At 74.6% G+C, this 20,470-nt stretch carries 13 protein-coding genes; 7 read left to right on the top strand and 6 right to left on the bottom strand.

Features of this window, described 5'->3' with window-relative positions; genetic code table 11:
* Window positions 1–45: 45 nt before the first annotated feature.
* Together ftsX and ftsE are read right to left on the bottom strand one after the other, a co-directional pair.
* Window positions 46–963 carry a permease-like cell division protein FtsX gene (gene ftsX, locus Sdagh_RS27855; protein WP_190078631.1) on the bottom strand — a complete coding sequence of 306 codons (918 nt, stop codon included), beginning with the start codon at window positions 961–963 and terminating at the stop codon, window positions 46–48.
* A gap of 46 nt (window positions 964–1,009) precedes the next feature.
* A complete protein-coding gene (gene ftsE, locus Sdagh_RS27850; protein ID WP_189423319.1) occupies window positions 1,010–1,699 on the bottom strand; it encodes a cell division ATP-binding protein FtsE in 690 nt (229 codons plus the stop codon).
* Between the two features lie 224 nt (window positions 1,700–1,923).
* Between ftsE and Sdagh_RS27845 the strand changes: the two genes are divergently transcribed.
* Entirely contained in the window at window positions 1,924–2,124 is a 201-nt protein-coding gene (locus Sdagh_RS27845) for a hypothetical protein (protein ID WP_189423317.1), read from the top strand.
* Between the two features lie 102 nt (window positions 2,125–2,226).
* Here the strand turns inward: Sdagh_RS27845 and Sdagh_RS27840 are convergent, their stop codons facing one another.
* From Sdagh_RS27840 to Sdagh_RS27825, 4 genes are all read right to left on the bottom strand, one after another.
* Window positions 2,227–2,976, bottom strand: a complete 750-nt coding sequence (locus Sdagh_RS27840; RefSeq protein ID WP_308288769.1) for a hypothetical protein — start codon at window positions 2,974–2,976, stop codon at window positions 2,227–2,229.
* A 383-nt stretch (window positions 2,977–3,359) separates the two neighbouring features.
* Window positions 3,360–4,466 (bottom strand): peptide chain release factor 2, encoded by a 1,107-nt coding sequence (gene prfB / locus Sdagh_RS27835; protein ID WP_189423312.1) that lies wholly within the window; start codon window positions 4,464–4,466, stop codon window positions 3,360–3,362.
* A 58-nt stretch (window positions 4,467–4,524) separates the two neighbouring features.
* Window positions 4,525–5,817 (bottom strand): serine/threonine-protein kinase, encoded by a 1,293-nt coding sequence (locus Sdagh_RS27830; protein ID WP_190078438.1) that lies wholly within the window; start codon window positions 5,815–5,817, stop codon window positions 4,525–4,527.
* Window positions 5,818–5,949: 132 nt separating this feature from the next.
* Window positions 5,950–7,620, bottom strand: a complete 1,671-nt coding sequence (locus Sdagh_RS27825; RefSeq protein ID WP_189423306.1) for a serine/threonine-protein kinase — start codon at window positions 7,618–7,620, stop codon at window positions 5,950–5,952.
* Window positions 7,621–8,064: 444 nt separating this feature from the next.
* On the opposite strand from Sdagh_RS27825, the gene Sdagh_RS27820 reads away from it, so the two are divergent.
* The 6 genes from Sdagh_RS27820 (at window position 8,065) to Sdagh_RS27795 (ending at window position 20,470) form a co-directional block, all read left to right on the top strand.
* Window positions 8,065–11,862, top strand: coding sequence for an FHA domain-containing protein (locus Sdagh_RS27820; protein ID WP_190078461.1), 3,798 nt, complete (start codon window positions 8,065–8,067; stop codon window positions 11,860–11,862).
* A gap of 172 nt (window positions 11,863–12,034) precedes the next feature.
* A complete protein-coding gene (locus Sdagh_RS27815; protein ID WP_190078439.1) occupies window positions 12,035–13,414 on the top strand; it encodes an ABC transporter substrate-binding protein in 1,380 nt (459 codons plus the stop codon).
* 4 nt (window positions 13,415–13,418) lie between these two features.
* Window positions 13,419–14,765: a carbohydrate ABC transporter permease gene (locus Sdagh_RS27810; protein WP_189423290.1), complete on the top strand. Its 1,347-nt coding sequence runs from the start codon at window positions 13,419–13,421 to the stop codon at window positions 14,763–14,765.
* A complete protein-coding gene (locus Sdagh_RS27805; protein WP_190012019.1) occupies window positions 14,762–15,646 on the top strand; it encodes a carbohydrate ABC transporter permease in 885 nt (294 codons plus the stop codon). The genes Sdagh_RS27810 and Sdagh_RS27805 overlap by 4 nt, the downstream gene beginning before the upstream one ends.
* A gap of 145 nt (window positions 15,647–15,791) precedes the next feature.
* On the top strand, window positions 15,792–18,167 hold the full coding sequence (locus tag Sdagh_RS27800) for a bifunctional glycosyltransferase/CDP-glycerol:glycerophosphate glycerophosphotransferase (RefSeq protein ID WP_190012018.1): 2,376 nt from the start codon (window positions 15,792–15,794) through the stop codon (window positions 18,165–18,167).
* 65 nt (window positions 18,168–18,232) lie between these two features.
* Window positions 18,233–20,470, top strand: coding sequence for a bifunctional glycosyltransferase family 2 protein/CDP-glycerol:glycerophosphate glycerophosphotransferase (locus tag Sdagh_RS27795; protein WP_190078440.1), 2,238 nt, complete (start codon window positions 18,233–18,235; stop codon window positions 20,468–20,470).

Genomic DNA, 20,470 nt, shown 5'->3' with positions numbered 1-20,470 from the left:
AGAGGGCCGCAGGGCGGCTTGCCCGTACGGCCCTCTTGGCGTGTGTCACACCTTCAGGTACTTGCGCAGCGCGAAGAACGCGGCCAGCGCGGGCATCAGGACACTGGCGGCGAGGATCAGCGGCAGCTTGGTCAGGACGGCGTCCCAGCCCACGAAGTTGATGAGGGTCAGCTTGTCGGACAGGGCCATGCCGTGGTCGATCGTGAAGTACCGGCCGACGACGAGGAAGACGCACGCGAGGCCACCGCCGATGAGGCCCGCGACGGCTGCCTCCATGATGAACGGCGCCTGGATGTAGAAGCCGGAGGCGCCGACGAGCCGCATGATGCCGGTCTCCCGGCGGCGGCTGAAGGCGGACACGCGCACCGTGTTGACGATCAGCAGCAGCGCCACGACCAGCATCAGCACCATCACACCGAGCGCGGCCCGGTTCATCAGGTTCAGCAGCTCGAAGAGGTTGTCCAGGATGCCCTTCTGGTCCTGCACCGACTGCACGCCGTCCCGCCCGTCGAAGGCGGTCGCGATGACCTGGTACTTCTCCGGGTCCTTGAGCTTGATGCGGTACGACTCCTGCATCTGGTCCGGCGTCAGGGACGCGGCCAGCGGCGAGTCGCCGAACTGCTCCTTGTAGTGCTTGTACGCCTCGTCCTGCGACTCGTACGTCACGTCCTGGACGACCGACATCTCGTCGAGGTCGGCGAGGATCTGCTTCTTCTGGTCCTCGGTGACCGCGCCCTTGGCGCAGTTGGGGTCGGACTCGGCGTCGCTCTTGTTGCAGAGGAAGACCGAGACGTTGACCTTGTCGTACCAGTAGCCCTTCATGGTGTTGACCTGGTCGCCCATCAGCAGCGAACCGCCGAACAGGGCCAGGGAGAGGGCGACGGAGACGATGACCGCGAAGGTCATCGTCAGGTTGCGGCGGAGACCGACACCGATCTCCGAGAGGACGAACTGGGCGCGCATGGCGTCTGGTTAAGCCTTTCCGTGGATACCGGGCGAGCGGCGTGTCTCAGTGCTGGTAGCCGTAGACACCGCGTGCCTGGTCGCGGACGAGGCGGCCCTTCTCCAGCTCGATGACGCGCTTGCGCATCTGGTCCACGATGTTCTGGTCGTGCGTCGCCATGATCACGGTGGTGCCCGTCCGGTTGATCCGGTCGAGCAGCTTCATGATGCCGACGGAGGTCTGCGGGTCGAGGTTGCCCGTGGGCTCGTCGGCGATGAGCAGCTTGGGCCGGTTGACGAAGGCCCGCGCGATGGCGACGCGCTGCTGCTCACCACCGGACAGCTCGCCCGGCATGCGGTCCTCCTTGCCGCCGAGCCCGACGAGGTCCAGTACCTGGGGCACGGACTTGCGGATCTCGCCGCGGGACTTGCCGATGACCTCCTGGGCGAAGGCCACGTTCTCGCCGACCGTCTTGTTCGGGAGCAGGCGGAAGTCCTGGAAGACCGTGCCGAGCTGGCGGCGCATGTGCGGCACCTTCCAGTTGGACAGCCGGGCGAGGTCCTTGCCGAGCACGTGCACCTGTCCGTGGCTGGCCCGCTCCTCGCGGAGGACCAGCCGCAGGAAGGTGGACTTTCCGGAGCCTGAGGACCCCACGAGGAACACGAACTCGCCCTTCTCGATCTCCAGGGAGACATCTCTGAGGGCGGGGCGGTTCTGCTTGGGGTAGGTCTTGGTGACGTTGTCGAGTCGGATCACGGATGCACCACGGGTCGCCGGGGGTAGATGAGCGTGACCATACGCGAAGTGGGTAGGGGACCGCAGGCACCGGTCGGGGTTGCGTCAGGGTTGCGCGGTATGTCCCGCGCCGGCCTCCCCGGGAGCGCGCGCAGCGACGCGCGGAACCTGGCACAGTGGAAGGGGAACGTTCGCGGTCGCGCGGGCGTTGTTCCCATGGAGACCGGTGCGAGGAGGGCGAGCGCATGACGTACGACCGGCTGGTGTGCGCGAACTGCGCGGCGCCCGTGAGCGAGGGCCGGTGCCCGGTGTGCCGGGCGAACCGCGAGCGGATGCAGCAGGACAGCTTCTTCGGCGGGCTGAACGGCCTGAGCCCCGCGGCGCTCGTCGCGCTGCTGGCGGTGCTGATCGCGGCGGTGGCCCTGCTGGCCCACCAGACCGCCTAGAGACGACAGACGGCCGAGGGGCCCGGAGCGCCGTACGTACGCTCCGGGCCCCTCGGCCGTCATGCGGTGCGCGTACGGCGTCCCGTACGCGAACGGTCACACTCAGGCAGCGGCGCCCCGGCCGGCCATCAGGCGCGGCAGCACGCGGAAGCCGACGCCACCGGCGATCATGGTGGCGGCGCCGATGACCAGGAAGGTGGTCTCGGCGGCACCGGTCTCGGCGAGCTCGTCGCCGTTGCCCTGCGCCGAGGTCCGGGCGGCGGTGTCCGTGCCGGTGTCGGTCAGCGCGGAGGTGCCCTGGTTCTGCGGGGCGTTGTTGTTGCTGCCGCCGTCGGGGTTGGCGTTGTTGCCGCCACCGGTGTGGCCGCTGTCGCCGGTGCCGCCGGTCGGGTTCTCGCTGGGCTCAACCGGGTTAGTGGTGTTGCCGCCACCCGGCTGCCCGGTGTCACCACCCGTGCCGCCGCCCGTGCCCCCACCGGTGTCACCACCCGTGCCGCCACCGGTGTCACCACCCGTGCCGCCGCCCGTGTCACCACCCGTGCCGCCGCCCGTGTCACCACCCGTGCCGCCACCGGTGTCACCACCCGTGCCGCCGCCCGTGTCACCACCCGTGCCGCCGCCCGTGTCACCACCCGTGCCGCCACCGGTGTCACCACCCGTGCCGCCACCGGTGTCACCACCCGTGCCGCCGCCCGTGTCACCACCCGTGCCGCCGCCCGTGTCACCACCCGTGCCGCCACCGGTGTCACCACCCGTGCCGCCACCGTCACCTGGATCGGGGCAGAGCGGGTCGACGCCGACCGTGCAGCCGGGGTTAGGCTCGGTGCCAGCCGAAGCGACACCCGCCACCATCAGAGAAGCACCCGCGGCGATCACTGCGCCGGCTGCGATGCGCGCGACACGAACCCGTGTCTTCTTGGTCATATGTTTGCTACCCCCAGTAGCTGAATCGTCAAGGTGGCGGCGTTCGGGGCCGTGATCGACGGAGGTAGCTGCACTGTGAAGTTCCCCCGGTTCACATGCGCCCCGGAAACACGCATGCCGCGCATCACCTTTCCCATTTTTAAAGGCAACGTCAAGGCCATTGCGTACGCGATGTCCAGGTACGGGGCGTATGCCGGATACAAAGACTGTGAGTGTGATGTAAAACCCGGACATCACCCACAGGGAAAAGGCAACTGACGCCGTGAAAGCGTCAGTTGCCTTGTCGACAAAGCGGCGTGAATGCGCTGCGGCTACTTCTCCTGCTGCTTGCGCCAGCGAATCCCGGCCTCCAGGAAGCCCTGGATCTCGCCGTTGAACACGGCCTCCGGGTTGCCCACCTCGTACTCGGTGCGCAGGTCCTTGACCATCTGGTACGGGTGCAGGACGTACGAACGCATCTGGTTGCCCCAGGAGTTGCCGCCGTCGCCCTTGAGCGCGTCCATCTTGGCCTGCTCCTCCTGGCGGCGCCGCTCCAGCAGCTTGGCCTGGAGGACGTTCATCGCGGTCGCCTTGTTCTGGATCTGCGACCGCTCGTTCTGGCAGGAGACGACGATGCCGGTGGGGAGGTGGGTGAGGCGCACCGCGGAGTCCGTGGTGTTGACGCCCTGGCCGCCGGGTCCGGAGGACCGGTAGACGTCCACCCGCAGCTCGGACTCGTCGATCTCGATGTGGTCGGTCTGCTCGACCACGGGCAGCACCTCGACGCCCGCGAAGGAGGTCTGCCGGCGCCCCTGGTTGTCGAAGGGCGAGATGCGGACCAGCCGGTGCGTGCCCTGCTCGACGGAGAGCGTGCCGTAGGCGTACGGCACCTGCACGGCGAAGGTGGTCGACTTGATGCCGGCCTCCTCCGCGTACGACGTCTCGTAGATCTCCGTCTTGTAGCCGCGCTGCTCTGCCCAGCGCAGGTACATCCGCTGAAGCTTCTCGGCGAAGTCGGCGGCGTCCACGCCACCGGCCTCGGCGCGGATGTTGACCAGCGCCTCCCGGGAGTCGTACTCACCGGACAGGAGGGTGCGGACCTCCATCTCGTCCAGCGCCTTCTTCACGGCCGTCAGCTCGGACTCGGCCTCGGCGCGGGTGTCCGGGTCGTCCTCCTCCTCGGCCATCTCGAAGAGCACGGCGAGGTCGTCGATCCGGCCGCGCAGCGCCTCCGCCTTCCGCACCTCGGCCTGGAGGTGGGAGAGCTTGCTGGTGATCTTCTGCGCCGCCTCGGGGTCGTCCCACAGGGAGGGCGCGGCCGCCTGCTCCTCGAGCACGGCGATGTCTGCCCTCAGCTTGTCGAGGTCCAGAACGGCCTCGATCGACTCCATGGTCGAGGAGAGGGACTTGAGCTCTTCGGATACATCGACGACTGCCACGCCCTCCAGCGTAACGGCTCCGCCGGGCGACCCACGCCGGACCGTGCGGGCGGCGGCCTCAGGGGGTGTCCGGCGCCGAGTTCCGCGTGTCCTGGGGGCCCATGCCGGTGTCGTCACCGTCCGTGGCCAGCCAGGTACCGACGCCGATCGCCGCCAGCAGCGCGACCGCGCCGGCGCCGACCGCGATCCGGCGGCGCCGGGCGGTGGCCCGGTTGCGGGCCGAGCCGGGGCGGGGCGCGCCGCTGGCGCGGGGGGCGCGGGCGGTGCCGTGGGCGGGACCGGCCAGCTCGTCGGGGGCGGGGACGCGCATGGAGGTGTGGGTGTCGCGGTGGGAGCCGGTGGGCCTGGCCCCCGGCACCAGCGGGACCGCGCCGCGCCGCCGGCCCGCCGCCCCGTCCCGGGCGGGCCCGGCGGACGGCTCCCGGCCGCCGCGGTCGGCGGCGTCCCCGGAAGCGGCGTCGGCGGTTTCGGCGCTCTCGTCATCGGGATGGTCCCCGCCGGACTCGTCCACGTCGAGCGGCGGCATCCCGGCCAGCAGCGGCAGCAGCTCGCGCAGCCGGGCGCCCAGCTCGGAGGCACGCAGCCGGGAGGCCGGTGCCTTGGCCAGGCACTGCACGAGGAGCTGCCACAGCTCGTCCGGGATGCCGGGCAGCGGGACGACGGTCTCGGTGACATGGCGGCGCAGTACGGCACCGGGGTGGCCGCCGCCGAACGGGGTGAACCCGGCCAGCAGCTCGTACAGGACGGTGGCGAGGGCGTAGATGTCGACCGAGGCGCGCGGCGGCAGGCCCTCGACGATCTCCGGGGCGAGGTAGTCCGGGGTGCCGATGATCTTCGTGGCGCGGGTGCGGCGCGGGGTGTCGATGAGCTTGGCCACACCGAAGTCGGTGAGCAGCGCGCGGTGCGAGCCGCCGGGGCCGAGCGGGCCCCGCATGTCGAGGAGGATGTTCTCCGGTTTGACGTCGCGGTGGACGACCCCGGCGGCGTGCGCGGCGGCCAGTCCGTCGGCGACGTCGGCGGTGATCGCCACCGCCGCCTCGGGCGGCAGCCGCCGCTCCCGGTCCAGGCGGGTGCGCAGGTCGGTGCCGCGGACCAGGTCCATGACGAGGGCGAGGTCGTTGCCGTCGACCACCAGGTCGCGGACGGTGACGATGTGCGGGTGCTCCAGGCCGAGCAGGGCGGTGCGCTCCTGGACGAAGCGGCCCACCAGCTCCTGGTCGGAGGCGAGGTCCTCGCGCAGCAGCTTGATCGCGACGGGTCCCTCGGGGCCCTCGCCCAGCCACACCGTGCCGGCGCTGCCCCGACCGAGGATCTGGTGGGCGGTGTACCGGCTGCCGATCTTCCGTGCCAAGACTGCTCCTACCGACGCGTGTTGCCGACAAAGCTACGCGTCCGGGGAGCCGGCCTTCACCTCCGAGGCGGAAATCACCCACGGGAAGTCGACAAATCGCCCGCCCCGCCGTCCGGCGGGGCGGGCGACGGGTCAGGCGGAGCCGCCGCCGAGGTCCTGGACCCAGTCGGTGGCGTCGCCGATCCAGGTGGTGAGCTGGTCCCAGTAACCCTTGCCCGTGCCGATCCACTCCTGGAGCGGGCTCAGCTCCCAGACCAGCCAGCCGGCCACGAACAGGACGACGATCGTGACCAGGCAGCCCTTGAGGCAGCCGAGACCGGGGATGCGCACCGGGTTGGCGCTGCGCTGCCGGGGCGGCCGGGGCTCGCGCCGGGGCGGCTGCGGCTCGGGCGCCGGCGGCGGGGCGTACCGCTGCGGCGGGGGCGGCGGCTGCGGGGTGGCGTACCGGGGCTGCTGCTGCGGTTGCCGGGGCTGCTGCCCCGCGTGGCCCTGCGGGGGCCGCTGCCGGCGGGGCGGCTCCTGGGGGCGGGCGACCTGGCGCTGGGGGCGGCGGCGCAGCGGGTCCTCGTTCGGGTCGAGGTACTGCACCTGCGTCTGCTCGTTGCGGTCGCGGGCGGCGCGGAGCTGGCTCTGCCAGGGGTGCGGGTCGTCCGGTCCGGCTCCCTGGCCGGGCTCCCCCGGGGGAACCGGCGGCATGACGGCCGTCGGATCGGGCGCGCCGGCCGGGCCGCCGGTGTGCGGGAGCACGGCGGTGGGGTCGGCGGCGCCGGCCGGGGTGCCGGTGTGCGGCAGGACGCTGGTCGCGGCGTTGGGGTCGTAGGCGCCGGCCTGGCCCTGCGGGAGGACCTGGGTCGGGTCGGCGGCGCCGGGGGTGTCGGGGACGGGCGCGGGCGCCGGGTCGGGGGCGAGCAGCGCGCCGACGCCCTCGGCGGCGCCGATCTGCGCGGAGTTCGCGTGCACGCCGATGCCCTCGGCGACGACGCGCAGGGCGCGGGCGAGGTTCTCGGCGCTGGGGCGCTCGTCGGGGTTCTTGCGCAGGCAGCGCTCGATGACCGTCCAGAGCGGGTCGGGGACGGTCGACGGGCGGCGGGGCTCGGCGCTGAGGTGCTGGTGCAGGACTTCCAGCGCGGAGCCGCCGGCGAACGGCGGGCGGCCGGTGACCAGCTCGTACAGCAGGATGCCCGCGCCGTAGATGTCGACGGCGGAGGTCTGCGGGCGGCCCTCGGCGGACTCCGGCGCGACGTACGCGGGCGTGCCGACGAACTCGTGGGTGCGGGTGAGGCCGGGCGAGTCGGCGAGGCGGGCGATGCCGAAGTCGGTGAGCATCGGGTGCATCTCGCCGCCGGTCTGCCTGAGCAGCACGTTGGCCGGCTTGAGGTCGCGGTGGACGACGCCGTCGGCGTGGCTGGCGGCGAGCGCGTCGGCGATCTGGGCGGTCAGCAGGGCGGCGGCGACCGGGCTGAAGGGGCCGTTCTCGCGCAGGTAGCGGTGCAGGTCGGGGCCGTCGACGAGGTCCATGACCAGCGCCAGCAGCTCGCCCTCGACGACCAGGTCGCGGACCCGGACGATGTTCGGGTGGGTGAGCCGGAGCAGGACGGAGCGCTCCCGCAGGAAGCGCATCACGATGTCGGGGTCGCTCGCCAGCTCCTCCTTGAGGACCTTGATCGCGACGGTCTCGCCGGGCTGTCCGGGCACGGCCGCCTCGGCGCCCGCGGTCTCCCTCTGACGGGCTCGCCAGACGGTGCCGGTGGCACCGCGTCCGAGCGGCTCCTCCAGGAGGTACTTGCTGCCTACCGGCCGCACGTGATGGCTCCCTGTCGCTTGCTGGCTGTTCCGACCCACTGTAGTGCCGAGGAGTACGGCACCGGGCTGTCGTCCGGCCGCGCTCCCGCCGTGCGTCCCCGTGCCCCGCCCGCCCGGCCGTGGCCGCGCTCCGCTTCCGGCACGTGTTCGGGGGAAAGACGCGCGAGGCGGTCTCCTGGTTGCCGGACCCGGACGGGACCGATCCCAGGAGGGCTTCGAACGATCACCTTGAGGGCACTCGTCAGGCATTTTTGAGGGCAGAGCCGACCAATCAAGATCATTTGACGGTCGAAGGCGGGCGCGCTGTCAGTGGCAGGTGCGAGGATGCGTGCAGTACTGGCCGACGTGCGCGTGCGGCGGCGGGGGAAGTCCGCGGTGGGGGACCGCGGGGCGGCTTCGTCCCCTTCTGCGCGGGCGCCCGCGCAGAAGGGACCGCTGACGGCGATGCAGATCCGGCTGACCGTCGTAGACCCGCTGGGACCGACCTCCCCCGCGGCGCCCGGCCTCCCCGTCCGCCGTGACGTGCTGGTCACGGCACCCGCCGGCACCGCCCTCGCCACGGTCGCGCCGGCGCTCGCCTCGGCGGTCCCGGGCGCCGACGCCACGGGCTCCGGTTCGGTGGTGCTGTACGCGGGCGAGCGGCGCCTCGACGCCCAGCGCTGCACCCTGGGCGAGCCCCCGCTGGTCGACGGGGCGGTGCTGTGCGTCGGCGCTCCCGGCGATCCGGAGCCGCATCCGGAGTCCGCCGACGCCCCGACCCTGCTCCACGTCGTCGCGGGCCCCGACGCGGGCGGCGTCCACCTGCTGCACGGCGGGCAGATCCACATCGGCCGCGCCGCCGACGCCGACGTCGCCCTCGACGACCCGGACGTCTCCCGGGCGCACTGCGCGGTGACCGTCGCGGCCGACGGCCGCGTCTCGGTGGCCGACCTCGGCTCCACCAACGGCACCACGCTGGACGGCACGCCCGTGGGCGAGCGCCCGGTGCGGTTCCCGGCGGGGGCGCTGCTGCGGATCGGCGAGTCGGCCCTGCGGCTGGTGCCGGCGCGGGGCGCGGCGGCCCGGGTGGAGACGACCCCGGACGGCGAGGGGTGTGTACGGGTGCCGATGCGCCCGGCCGCCGGGACGACCACGGGGTACGGCGAGGCGTACGGGCTGCGGGGAGCGGCGGGGGCCGGGGGCGGGCCGGAGGGCACCGGGGCCGCGTCGGGTGACACCGGGGCCGGCCCGGGTGGCCCCGCCTCGCCGCGCGCGGTCTCCGCACACGCGGCCTCCGCGTCGGGCGGCGGCGCCTTCGTGCCGGGGGCCCGCGGCTCCTCACCGGAGGCCGGCGCCACGGGGCCGGGGCGGGCGGGTGACACGGCCGGGGAGGAGCACGGCCGTACGGCACACGCGCGCGTGCCCGACGCCGAGGTGCGGGACGGCCTCGCGGTGCGGGACGGCTCACCCGCGCGGGACGGCTCCCCCCGGCGCGAGGGCACCTCCCTGCGGGACGGCACCTCGTTCCGCGACGGCACCTCCGGGCGGGACGGCTCCCCGGTCCGGGAGGGTTCCTCCCGGCGCGACGCCGACGGGCCGGCGGAAGGAGCGGGCGGCGCGCCGCGGCCCCCCGGGCACGGTCACCGCGCGGCGGCCCCCGGTGACGGCCGGCACCCGGAGCCCGCCGCCCGTCGGACGCCGGAGGCCCGCCCGGCGCCGCGCGCCGCCGGGCGGGCCGTGCCGGAGCAGGGCGGTGCCCCGCGGATCGAGCGACACCCCGCCGACGCCCCGGCGCCGCACCCGGCCGCTCCCCCGCACACCGGAGCGGCGGGCGGCGGGGCCGGCCCCACCCACGGCGGCCGGTCGGACCTCCCCGACGCCGCTCCGGACGGCAGCGGACATCCACAGGGCCGGGGCGGCGGCGGACGCAAGGGGACGCCGCTGCGCGGCACCGACGTACCGCAGGGTGTGCGGCGGCGGGGCGGGCTCACGGCCTGGGCGCGGCGGCTGACCGGCGGGCGCGGCGAGCAGCCGGCCCCCGCGGGGACGCCGTACGACACGCCGGCCGCGGACCTCTCCGCCGCGCCGGCGCCCGGCCGGCCCGCCCCCGCGCCGGAGACCTGGCCGGACCCCGCCGCGCTGCTGCTGACGGCGCTGGGTCCCGGCCCCCGGCTGTGGGAGCGCGCGCCGGGACACCCGGAGGCGCTCACGGTGCGGCTCGGCACGGCCGACCGGGTGGCCCCGGGCGGCACCGCCCCGCTGCCCGCGGTCCCGGTGACCGCCGGGCTGCGCGAGGCGGGGGCGCTCGGCCTCGCCGGTCCGCGCGAGCGGCTGGCCGGACTGGCCCGCGCGGTGCTGGCCCAGCTCGCCGCGCTGCACTCGCCCGACGCGCTGGAGATCGTCCTGATCAGCGCGGACCCTGCCCGGCCGCTGCCCGAGCGGACCGCGGAGTGGTCCTGGCTGGGCTGGCTGCCCCATCTGCGGCCGGGCCACGGCCAGGACTGCCGGCTGCTGCTCGCCCACGACCACGACCAGGCCACCGCCCGCGCCCAGGAACTGCTGCGCCGCCTGGAGGACCACCTGGCGGAGGCCAGGACCGGCGTCCGCCCGGTGGCACCCCCCGGCCCCCGGCCCTCCTGGGCCCGCCCGGACGGCGCCGGTGACACCGAGGAGTCCTCGGCCGGCTCCCCCGGCCCGTACACCGTGGTCGTCGTGGACGGCGACGTCCCCGGCGCCGACGCGCGCGCCGACCTGGCGCGGCTGGCCCTGGAGGGCCCGCGGGCCGGCATCCACGTGGTGTGCCTGGCCGAGACTTCCGCCGCCTCCCCGGCCTCACCGGTGACCCGGACGTACGAGGCGGCCTGCGCGGCGTCGCCGGTGTTCCGGCACTGCGGCGCGGTCGCGCTGCTCAGCGGGGACGTGGCGACGGCCCTGCGGCTGCTGCGGGTGGCGCCGGCGGGCGCGGCCCCGGCCGGTCCGGTCGGCCACGGCACACTGGCCACCGTGGACGCCGTCTCCCTCTTCTGGGCGGAGCGGTTCGCGCGGGCGCTGGCCCCGCTGCGCCCGGAGGGCTGCTCCGGGGAGCGGCACGCGCGCGTGTCGGCGCCGCTGCCGCAGGCGGCCCGCCTCCTGGACGAGCTGGGCCTGGCCCGCGCCACCCCGGCGTCCCTGATGGCCCGCTGGGCCGACGCCGCCGACGACGCCGGGGCCCTCGGCGGCCGGGCGCACGGCGTGCTCGGCGCCGGGCCGCGCGGCCCGGTCGGCGTGGACCTCGTCGCCGAGGGCCCGCACCTGCTGGTCGAGGGCCCGCCGGGCAGCGGCCGTACGGAGCTGCTGCGGGCGCTGGTCGCGTCGCTGGCCTCGGCCGAGCGCCCCGACCGCCTGGGCATCGTGCTGGTGGACGGCCGGGACAGCGCGGGCCGGGGCGCGGACGGCGGCCCCGGCGACGGCCTGGGGGTCTGCACGGACGTGCCGCACGTGACCACCCACCTGACCGCCAACGACCCGCTGCGGATGCGGGAGTTCGCCCAGGCGCTCAGCGCCGAGCTGAAGCGGCGGGCCGAGCTGCTCGGCCGGTCCGACTTCGCCGAGTGGCACACCGGGCGCGAGGTGTCGGGCCGGATGGTCGCCCAGCGCACGGCCGGGTCCCGGGGGACGCCGGGCGCGGGCGCCGCCGATCTGGACACGCCGCCCACCGCGACGATCCGGCTGCGGCCGGGAGCGGCCCGGCGGCAGGCGGAGGCGGCGCCGCCGCTGCCCCGGCTGGTCGTGGTCGTCGACGACCTGGACGCGCTGGTCACGCCGCCGCTGGGGTCGCCGGGCCGGCCCGCCGCCGGGTCGGTGATGCGGGCCCTGGAGGCCGTCGCCCGCGACGGGGAGCGGCTCGGCGTGCACCTGGTGGCCGCCACCGGCCCGGACAGCCGTACGGCCCAGACGGAGCCGGCCCGCCGGGCGGAGCTGCGCGTCACCCTCGACCCGCCCGTCCCCGGCCCGGACGAACCGGCCCCCGGGCGCGGCCGGCTGACCGGCCCGGACGGCCGTACGGTCACCTTCCAGGGCGGCCGGGTCACCGGCCGCATCCCGCGCACGGCGACGCTGCGCCCGACGGTCGTCCCCCTGGAGTGGCACCGCATGGGCGACCCCCCGGCCCGCCGCCCCGTGCGCGAACTGGGCAACGGCCCGACCGACCTGGCCCTGCTCGCCAGCGCGCTGGAGCGGGCGGCCCGCCAGGTGTCGGCGGCGGAGGTGCCGTCGCTGCTCTGACCCGCGCACCGCTGCTCCGACCCGCGCGCCCCGGACCTGTCGTACCGTCACGACGCGGTCACGATCGCCCACTTGACAAGGGACGCGGTCTTGCCGCCCTCACCCCCCTGGCGTACACCAGAGCGCACGGGACAGCGCACGGCGTTCGACGAGGCCGAAGAACGGGGCAGTGATGCGCACAGGCAGCACCACCGGCACCATCCGGACACGCAGGACCGTGAGAGCCGCAGCGGCCGTCGTCGCGACGGGGCTCGCCCTGACGCTCGGCGGATGCGGCGGCGACGATGACGGCGGCGGCGCGGAGACCGTGCCCGACGAGAAACCCGTCACCGTCGACCTCCCGAAGCTGGACGGCGAGACCCTGGAGATCGCGGCGGTCTGGACCGGCGCGGAGCAGAAGAACTTCAAGCAGGTCCTCGCGGAGTTCGAGAAGCGCACCGGCGCCAAGGTGACCTTCGTACCCGCCCAGGACCCGATCATCAACTTCCTCGGGTCGAAGATCGCGGGCGGCAAGCCGCCGGACCTCGCCCTGCTCCCCCAGCCCGGGGCCGTCAAGCAGGCCGTGGAGAAGGGCTGGGCCAAGCCGCTGGGCGCCGCGGCCGCCAAGGAGCTGGCCGAGAACTACTCACAGGGCTGGCAGGACATCGGCAAGGTCGACGGCAAGAGCTACGGCGTCTACTACAAGGCCGCCAACAAGTCGCTGATCTGGTACAACAACCAGGTCTTCGAGAACGCGGGCGCCGCCGAGCCGAAGACCTGGGACGAGCTGCTGACCGCCGCGCGGACCGTCTACGACTCCGGGGTCACGCCGTTCTCGATCGGCGGCGCCGACGGCTGGACCCTCACCGACTGGTTCGAGAACATCTACCTCTCCCAGGCCGGCCCGGAGAAGTACGACCAGCTCGCCGCGCACGAGATCAAGTGGACGGACCGGTCCGTGAAGGAGGCCCTGACCACCCTCGCGGAGATCTGGGGCAAACAGGAGTACCTCGCGGGCGGCGCCAAGGGCGCGCTGCAGACGGAGTTCCCGGCCTCGGTGACGCAGACCTTCACCGGCGGCGACCAGCCCAAGGCCGGCATGGTCTACGAGGGCGACTTCGTGCAGGTCAACATCGGGGAGACCAAGGCGGAGGTGGGCACGGACGCCAAGGTGTTCCCGTTCCCGGCGGTGGGCGACAGCGCGCCCGTGGTCTCCGGCGGCGACGCGGCCGTGATCCTGAACGACTCGAAGGCCGCGCAGGCGCTGGCGACCTTCCTGGCCTCGCCGGACGCGGCGACGGTCCACGCGCGGCTCGGCGGGTACCTCTCGCCGAACAAGGCCGTCGAGATGTCGGCGTACCCGAACGACGTGCAGCGCGAGATGGCCCAGGCCCTGATCGAGGCCGGTGACGACTTCCGCTTCGACATGTCCGACCAGGCCCCGCAGGCGTTCGGCGGCACGCCCGGCAAGGGCGAGTGGAAGGCGCTCCAGGACTTCCTGAACGACCCGAGGGACGTCGCGGGCACCCAGGCGAAGCTGGAGGCGGACGCGGCGGCCGCCTACGGGGACTGACGCGATGGCGTCGACGGCAGCGGCGGGGACCCCACCGGGCCCCGCCGCCCCCAGGTCGCGCAAGAGCGTCACCGGCACCCGCAGGGCGGTGGCGGCGCTGTTCCTGCTGCCCGCCCTCGTCCTGCTCGGCGCGCTCGTGGTCTACCCGATCGGGTACTCGGTGATCCGCAGCTTCTACGACCAGTCCGGCGACGGCTTCGCCGGATTCGACAACTACGAGGCGCTGTTCACCGACGACGGCATCCGCACCGCGCTGAAGAACAACATCATCTGGGTGGTGTTCGCGCCCACGGTCGCCACCGCGCTCGGTCTGGTCTTCGCCGTCCTGACCGAACGGGTGCGCTGGGGCACGGCGTTCAAGCTGGTCGTCTTCATGCCGATGGCGATCTCGATGCTGGCGGCCGGGATCATCTTCCGGCTGGTGTACGACCAGGATCCGGAGAAGGGCGTCGCCAACGCGGTGTGGGTCGGGGTGCACGACACCTTCGCCCAGTCGTCGGCGTTCCCCAAGGCGCATCCGGGGCGCGAGTCGCCGCTCCGGGCGGCCGGCGGGGGCGCGTTCGTCACCAAGGAGCCGGTCCGGGCCGGCACGCCGGTCGCGCTGCCGCTCGTCGGTGTGGCCCCCGACCAGCTGCCGGACGGCGCCGGGAAGGCGGCGGCGCCGAAGGCCGAGCCGGGGAAGGTCACCGGCACCACCTGGCAGGACTTCACCCGCGGCAAGGGCGTCGGCACCCTCAACGGCGTCGACGGGACCGAGGTGGGCTACGGCGGGATGCGGATCGAGGCCGTCAAGGACGGCAAGGTCGTCGCGTCGGCCACCGCCGCGGGCGACGGCACCTTCACGCTGCCGGCCGAGGCGGACGGGGCGCTGCTGCGGCTGCCCGGCGACAACTTCGAGGAGGCGTACAACGGCCTGGACTGGCTCGGCCCGGCCCTGGTCACCCCGGCCGTCATCGGCTCGTACGTGTGGATGTGGGCCGGTTTCGCCATGGTGCTGATCGCGGCCGGACTCGCGGGCGTGCCCCGGGAACTCCTCGAGGCGGCCCGGGTGGACGGGGCCGGCGAGTGGCAGGTGTTCCGCCGGATCACGGTGCCGATGCTGGCGCCGGTCCTCGCCGTCGTCACCGTCACCCTGATGATCAACGTGCTGAAGGTCTTCGACCTGGTCTTCATCATCGCGCCGGGCTCCTCGCAGGACGACGCGAACGTGCTGGCGCTGGAGCTGTACCGCAAGGGCTTCTCCGAGGACCAGCCGGGCATCGCCAGCGCTATCTCGGTGTTCCTGCTGCTCCTGGTCATCCCGGTGATGTGGTTCAACGTCCGGCGGCTGCGGCGGGAGGTGCGGCGATGAGCGCGGAAGCCGGTTCCCACGCGAAGCCCCGGCGGTCGCTGGCCTCGCGGCTCGCCGAGCGCGCCGGCGGCGGCCTGGTGCGGGTGGTGCTGATCGTCGTAGGACTGTTCTGGCTGGTGCCGACGGTCGGGTTGCTGCTGTCGTCGCTGCGCAGCCCGGAGGACATGGCGGCGGACGGCTGGTGGAACGTGCTCACCGAGCCGTCGCGGCTCACCTTCTCCGCCTACTCCGACCTCCTGGCCAACGGCGACATCACCGACTCGCTCGTCAACACCGTGCTGATCACGGTCCCGGCGACGGTCCTGGTGGTCGTCATCGGGTCGCTCGCCGGGTACGCGTTCGCCTGGATGGAGTTCCCGGGGCGGGACTGGTGGTTCCTGGGCGTGGTGGGGCTGCTGGTGGTGCCGGTGCAGGTGGCACTCATCCCGATCGCCGAACTGTTCGGGAAGGTCGGCCTGTTCGGGTCGCTGCTCGGGGTGATCCTCTTCCATGTCGGTTTCGGACTGCCGTTCGCGGTGTTCCTGCTGCGGAACTTCTTCGCCGAGATCCCGCGCGAGCTGCTGGAGGCGGCCCGGCTGGACGGCGCGGGTGAACTGCGGCTGTTCGCGCGGGTGGTGATGCCGCTGGGCGGGCCGGCCATCGCGAGCCTCGGCATCTTCCAGTTCCTGTGGGTGTGGAACGACATGCTGGTCGCGCTGATCTTCACCGACTCCGGGAACCAGCCGGTCACGGTCGCGTTGCAGACCCAGGTACGGCAGTTCGGCAACAACGTGGACGTGCTGGCGCCCGGCGCGTTCATCTCCATGGTGGTCCCGCTGGCCGTGTTCTTCGCGTTCCAGCGGCAGTTCGTGTCCGGGGTGATGGCCGGCGCCGTCAAATAGGCGGCGGGCGGCGGGCGGCGGGCGGGCCTCACCGGTCCGCCCCTCTGTCGTTCACCGGGGTCCCCCATATGCCGTAGCGGCCGTAACCAAGTCACTCCATTGGCCGTTGCCGGGCCGAACGCCCGCGCCGACCCATGGATGTCCCGTGCCCCGGTTCAGTGTCATCGTCCCCGCGTACCAGGTCCAGGCGTATCTGCACGAGTGCCTGGAGTCGGTGCTGTCCCAGTCCTTCCCGGACCTCGAACTGATCGCGGTCGACGACGCCTCGCCGGACGCCTGCGGTGACATCATCGACGAGTTCGCCGCCCGCGACGCGCGCGTACGGCCCGTGCACCTCCCCGCCAACCGGGGCCTGGGCCCGGCCCGCAACGCCGGGATGAGCCGGGCCACCGGCGACTACCTGGTCTTCCTCGACGGCGACGACACCCTCACCCCCGACGCGCTGCGGACCGTCGCCGACCGGCTGAAGGAGACCGGCGGCCCGGACGTCCTGGTCTACGACTACGCCCGCACCTACTGGACCGGCGACACCGTCCGCAACCAGGCCGCCGCCCGGCTCGCCGAGGAGGGCCCGGCGCCGTTCCGGCTGGCCGACCGGCCCGAGCTGCTGCACCTGCTGATGGTGGCCTGGAACAAGACCTGCCGCCGGGAGTTCGTCGAGCGCCACGGCTTCACCTTCCCGCCGGGCCTGTACGAGGACACGCCGTGGACCTACCCGGTGCTGATGCGGGCGGAGTCGATCGCCACCCTGGACCGGGTCTGCGTGCACTACCGGCAGCGCCGCCGCGGCTCCATCCTCGGCACCCCCGGCGAGGGCCACCTCGACGTCTTCGCCCAGTACGACCGGGTCTTCGCGTTCCTCGACTCCGACCCGGAACTGGACCGCTGGCGGCCGGTGCTGTACCGGCGGATGGCGGACCATCTGGCGGTGGTGTTCTCCCGGCGGGACCGCCTGCCGCGCGGCGTCCGCGCCGAGTTCCTGCGCCGGGCCCGCACCCAGCTGCGCCGCCACCGCGTCCCCGGCGCCCGCGCCCCGCTGCCCGTCCGGCTGCGGCACGGCCTGATCCGCCTCGGCCTGCACCGCACCTACCGGGTGCTGCGGCTCGCCTCGGCCGGCTGCCGCCGTCTCCTCGGGCTCACCGCCGGGATGCTGCGCGCCGTGCGCTCCGGCGTGCTCCGCCTGCACTACCGCACCCAGCGCCTGCTGCCGGTCCGCGCCGACCGCGCCCTCTTCGCCGTCCGCCACGACCGGGGGCACGGCGGTGACCCGGGGGCGCTGGAGGAGGCGTTCCGCTCGGTGGTGCCGCACATCCGCACGGCCTGGGCCGTCGCCCCCGGGCTGCGGCACGCGGTACCGCCGGGGCCGCGCCGGGTGGTGCCGGGCACGGCCGCCTGGTTCACCGAGCTGGCCCGCGCCAAGTACCTGGTGCGCGACGCGCCGTTCGACCCCCGGCTGGTCAAGCGCCGGGGCCAGGTGCTGGTGCAGACCCAGGGCGGCACCCCGCTGGGCCACGCGGGCCTGGACCTCCAGGAGCGTCCGGCCGCCGCCGGGGACACGGACTTCGCGGCCCTGCTGCGCGACGTCGACCGCTGGGACCATGTGCTCTCCGCCAACCGCCACTCGACCCTGACCTGGCTTCGGGTGCACCCCGGCACCTACTCGGTGGTGGAGTGCGGGCAGCCCCGTACGGACGTCTTCCTGCGGGCGACGGCGGCGGACACGGTACGGCAGCGGGAGCTGCTCGGCGTGCCCGCGGACTCGGTGGCGATCCTGTACGCCCCGGCCCGCCGCGACCACCGGCGCGGCCAGCGCTTCCCGCTCGACCTGGAGCGCCTGGCGCGCCGCCTCGGCCCGCGCTTCGTGGTGCTGGCCCGCGGCGACACCGGGGCCGGCGTCCGGCCGGGCGACTGGACCGTCCCGCGCGCCGCCCGGGTCGTCGACGTCACCGCACACCCGAACCTGCCGGGGCTCTGCCTCGCCTCCGACGTCCTGGTCACCGACTACGCGCCGCTGATGGTGGACTACGCGGTCCTGGACCGGCCGATCGTGCTGCACACCGGAGACCACCAGGCGTACGAGGCGGCCCGCGGCCTCTACGTCGACCTGCGGGCCGTCGCGCCGGGGCCGGCCGCGCGGGACGAGGACGAGCTGGTCGGCCTCTTCGCCTCCGGGCGGTGGTGCGACACGCACGCCGCCGGGCTGCGGGCGGCGTTCCGGGAGCGGTTCTGTCCCTGGGACGACGGCCGGGCCGCCGAGCGCGCCGTCCGCCGGATCGTCCTCGGCGAGAGCGAGCCGCTGCCGGTGACGCCGCTCGCCCGGCGCCGCCCGGCGCCCGCCGCGACCCCGCGCGCGCTCCAGGTCACGGTGCCGGCCCCGGCCACGCTCGGCCCGCCGACGGGCACCCCGCTCCCGGTGGGCACGGCGCCCGCCCCGCCGCGCGGCGCCGCCGCCGTGGACGCGCCCGCCGGTCCCGTCCCCCACGCGCTGCGACCGCGCCCGATCGTCCCCGACCGCCCCTGACCGCCCCTGACCGCGCCGGACGTCCCGGACCGCGTCGCACGACCCGTACCCACAGGAAGAACCGCATGCCCCGCTTCAGCATCATCGTCCCGTCCCATGGGGTGGCGGGGCGGCTGTCCCAGGCCCTCGACTCGGTGCTCACCCAGTCCTTCGGCGACTTCGAGCTGATCTCGGTCTGCCGCACGCCGGACTGCCCCGCCGCCGATGTCGCCGCCGCCCGTGCCGCCCGCGACACCCGGGTGGCGCCCGTGCACTCCCCGCCGGAGGCCGGCCTGTCCGGGGCGCGCAACACCGGCGCCCGCGCGGCCACCGGCACCTACCTGCTGTTCCTCGACGGCGACGACACCCTTGCCCCCGGGGCGCTCACGGCACTGGACGCCCGGCTGGCCCGCACCGGCGAGGTCGACGTGCTGTACTTCGAGCACGAGCGCACCCCCTGGTGGGAGGGCGAGCCGGCCAACCCGGCCGCCCCGCTGCTGGCCGGCGCCCCGGACGGTGCCTTCGCCCCGGACGCCGCGCCCCGCCTGACCGGCGTCCAGCTCCCGGCCTGGAGCGCGGCCTACCGCCGGGTCTTCCTCGCCGAACACGGACTGGCCTTCCCCGACGGGCACTTCACGGACGTCGGCTTCGGCGGCCGGGTCGCGGCGGCGGCCGGCCGGATGGCGGTGCTCCGCTCGGTCGTCGTACGGCATCTGGTGCGGCGCCAGGGCAGCCGGCTGAACCAGCAGGGCGCGCACCACGCCGACCTGCTGGACCAGGCGGAGCTGGTGCTCACCGAGGCCGCCGCGCTGCAACTGTCCGACGCGCGGCGCGAAGCCCTGTTCGAGCAGGTGTTCGCGGCGGTCCTGAAGACGGCCGCCCATCCGCGCCGGCTGCCGTCCCGGCGCACCGGCCCCGGCAAGGGCTCCCCGCGCCGCGCCTTCTTCCGCCGGGCGAGCGCGCTGTACGCCGCCCACCGCCCCGCCGGCTTCCGCCCGCCCGGCGGCAGCCTCGGCGTGCAGCACCGGCTGCTGGCCCGGGGGGCGTACGCGATGTTCCGCGCGCTGCGGGGCGCCAACCGGGCGGTGACGGCGGCGCGCGGCGCGGTGCCGTACCCGCGCGGGCTGCGCACCCGTCTGCTGTACCGGGTGCAGCTGCGCCGCCCGCTGGACGAGAACCTCGTCGTGTACTGCGCGTACTGGGGCCGCGGCTACGCCTGCAACCCGGCCGCGATCCACGCCAAGGCCCGCGAACTCGCCCCGCACCTGCGCTCGGTGTTCCTGGTGGAGGCCGGGCAGGAGCGGACGTTGCCGCCCGGCGTCGAGCACGCGGTCCTCGGCAGCCGCCGCTCCTGGGAGGTGCTGGCCCGCGCCAAGTACCTGGTCAACAACGCCAACTTCGCGGAGGGCGTGGTCAAGCGCCCCGGCAGCGTCCACCTCCAGACGCAGCACGGCACACCGCTGAAGAAGATGGGCGTCGACCAGTCGGCGTACCCGGTGGTGGCCGCGGCCACCGGCAGCTTCGGCAAGCTCCTGGGCCGGGTGGACCGCTGGGACTTCAACCTCTCCTCCAACCGCCACTCCACCCAGATGTGGGAGCGCGCCTTCCCCGGCTCCTACGAGCACCTGGAGTACGGCTATCCGCGCAACGACGTCTACTGCACGGCGACCGCCGCCGACGTGGCCCGCGTCCGCGCCGAACTGGGCGTCCCCGAGGGCGCGACGGCCGTGCTGTACGCCCCCACCCACCGGGACTGGGAGACCGGCTTCGACGCCGGCGGCCTGGATCTGGAGGCGTTCTGCGAGGCGGCCGGCGAGGACGTGGTGGTGCTGCTGCGCGCCCACTACTTCTACGACCGGGGCGGGGCGCGCGGCCGCACCGGCCGGGTCATCGACGTGACCGGGCACCGATCCTCCGAGGACGTCTGCCTGGCCGCCGACGCGCTGGTCACGGACTACTCGTCGATCATGTTCGACTACGCCAACCTGGACCGGCCGATCGTGGTGTACGCCGACGACTGGGAGGTCTACCGGGAGACCCGCGGCGTCTACTTCGACCTGCTGGCCGAGCCGCCCGGCCCGGTCGCCCGGACACCCGAGGAGCTGGCGCGGGTCTTCCGCGACGGCGCGTACGCGGGCGCGGAGTCGTCGGCGCGGCGGGCCGCGTTCCGGGAGCGGTTCTGCGAGTTCGACGACGGCCGGGCCGCCGAGCGCGTGGTGCGCCGGGTGCTGCTGGGCGAGCCGCCGGAGGCGATCGCGCCCGTGACGCCGCTCGCCGAGCGCGTGCCCGCCCCCGCCGCCACCCCGCTTGTGAGGAGCCAGTGA

Source organism: Streptomyces daghestanicus, assembly GCF_020521275.1.
GTDB lineage: Bacteria > Actinomycetota > Actinomycetes > Streptomycetales > Streptomycetaceae > Streptomyces > Streptomyces griseoviridis.
Note: the sequence above shows the minus strand (reverse complement) of the source record. Positions and strands in the feature narration are given on the sequence as shown.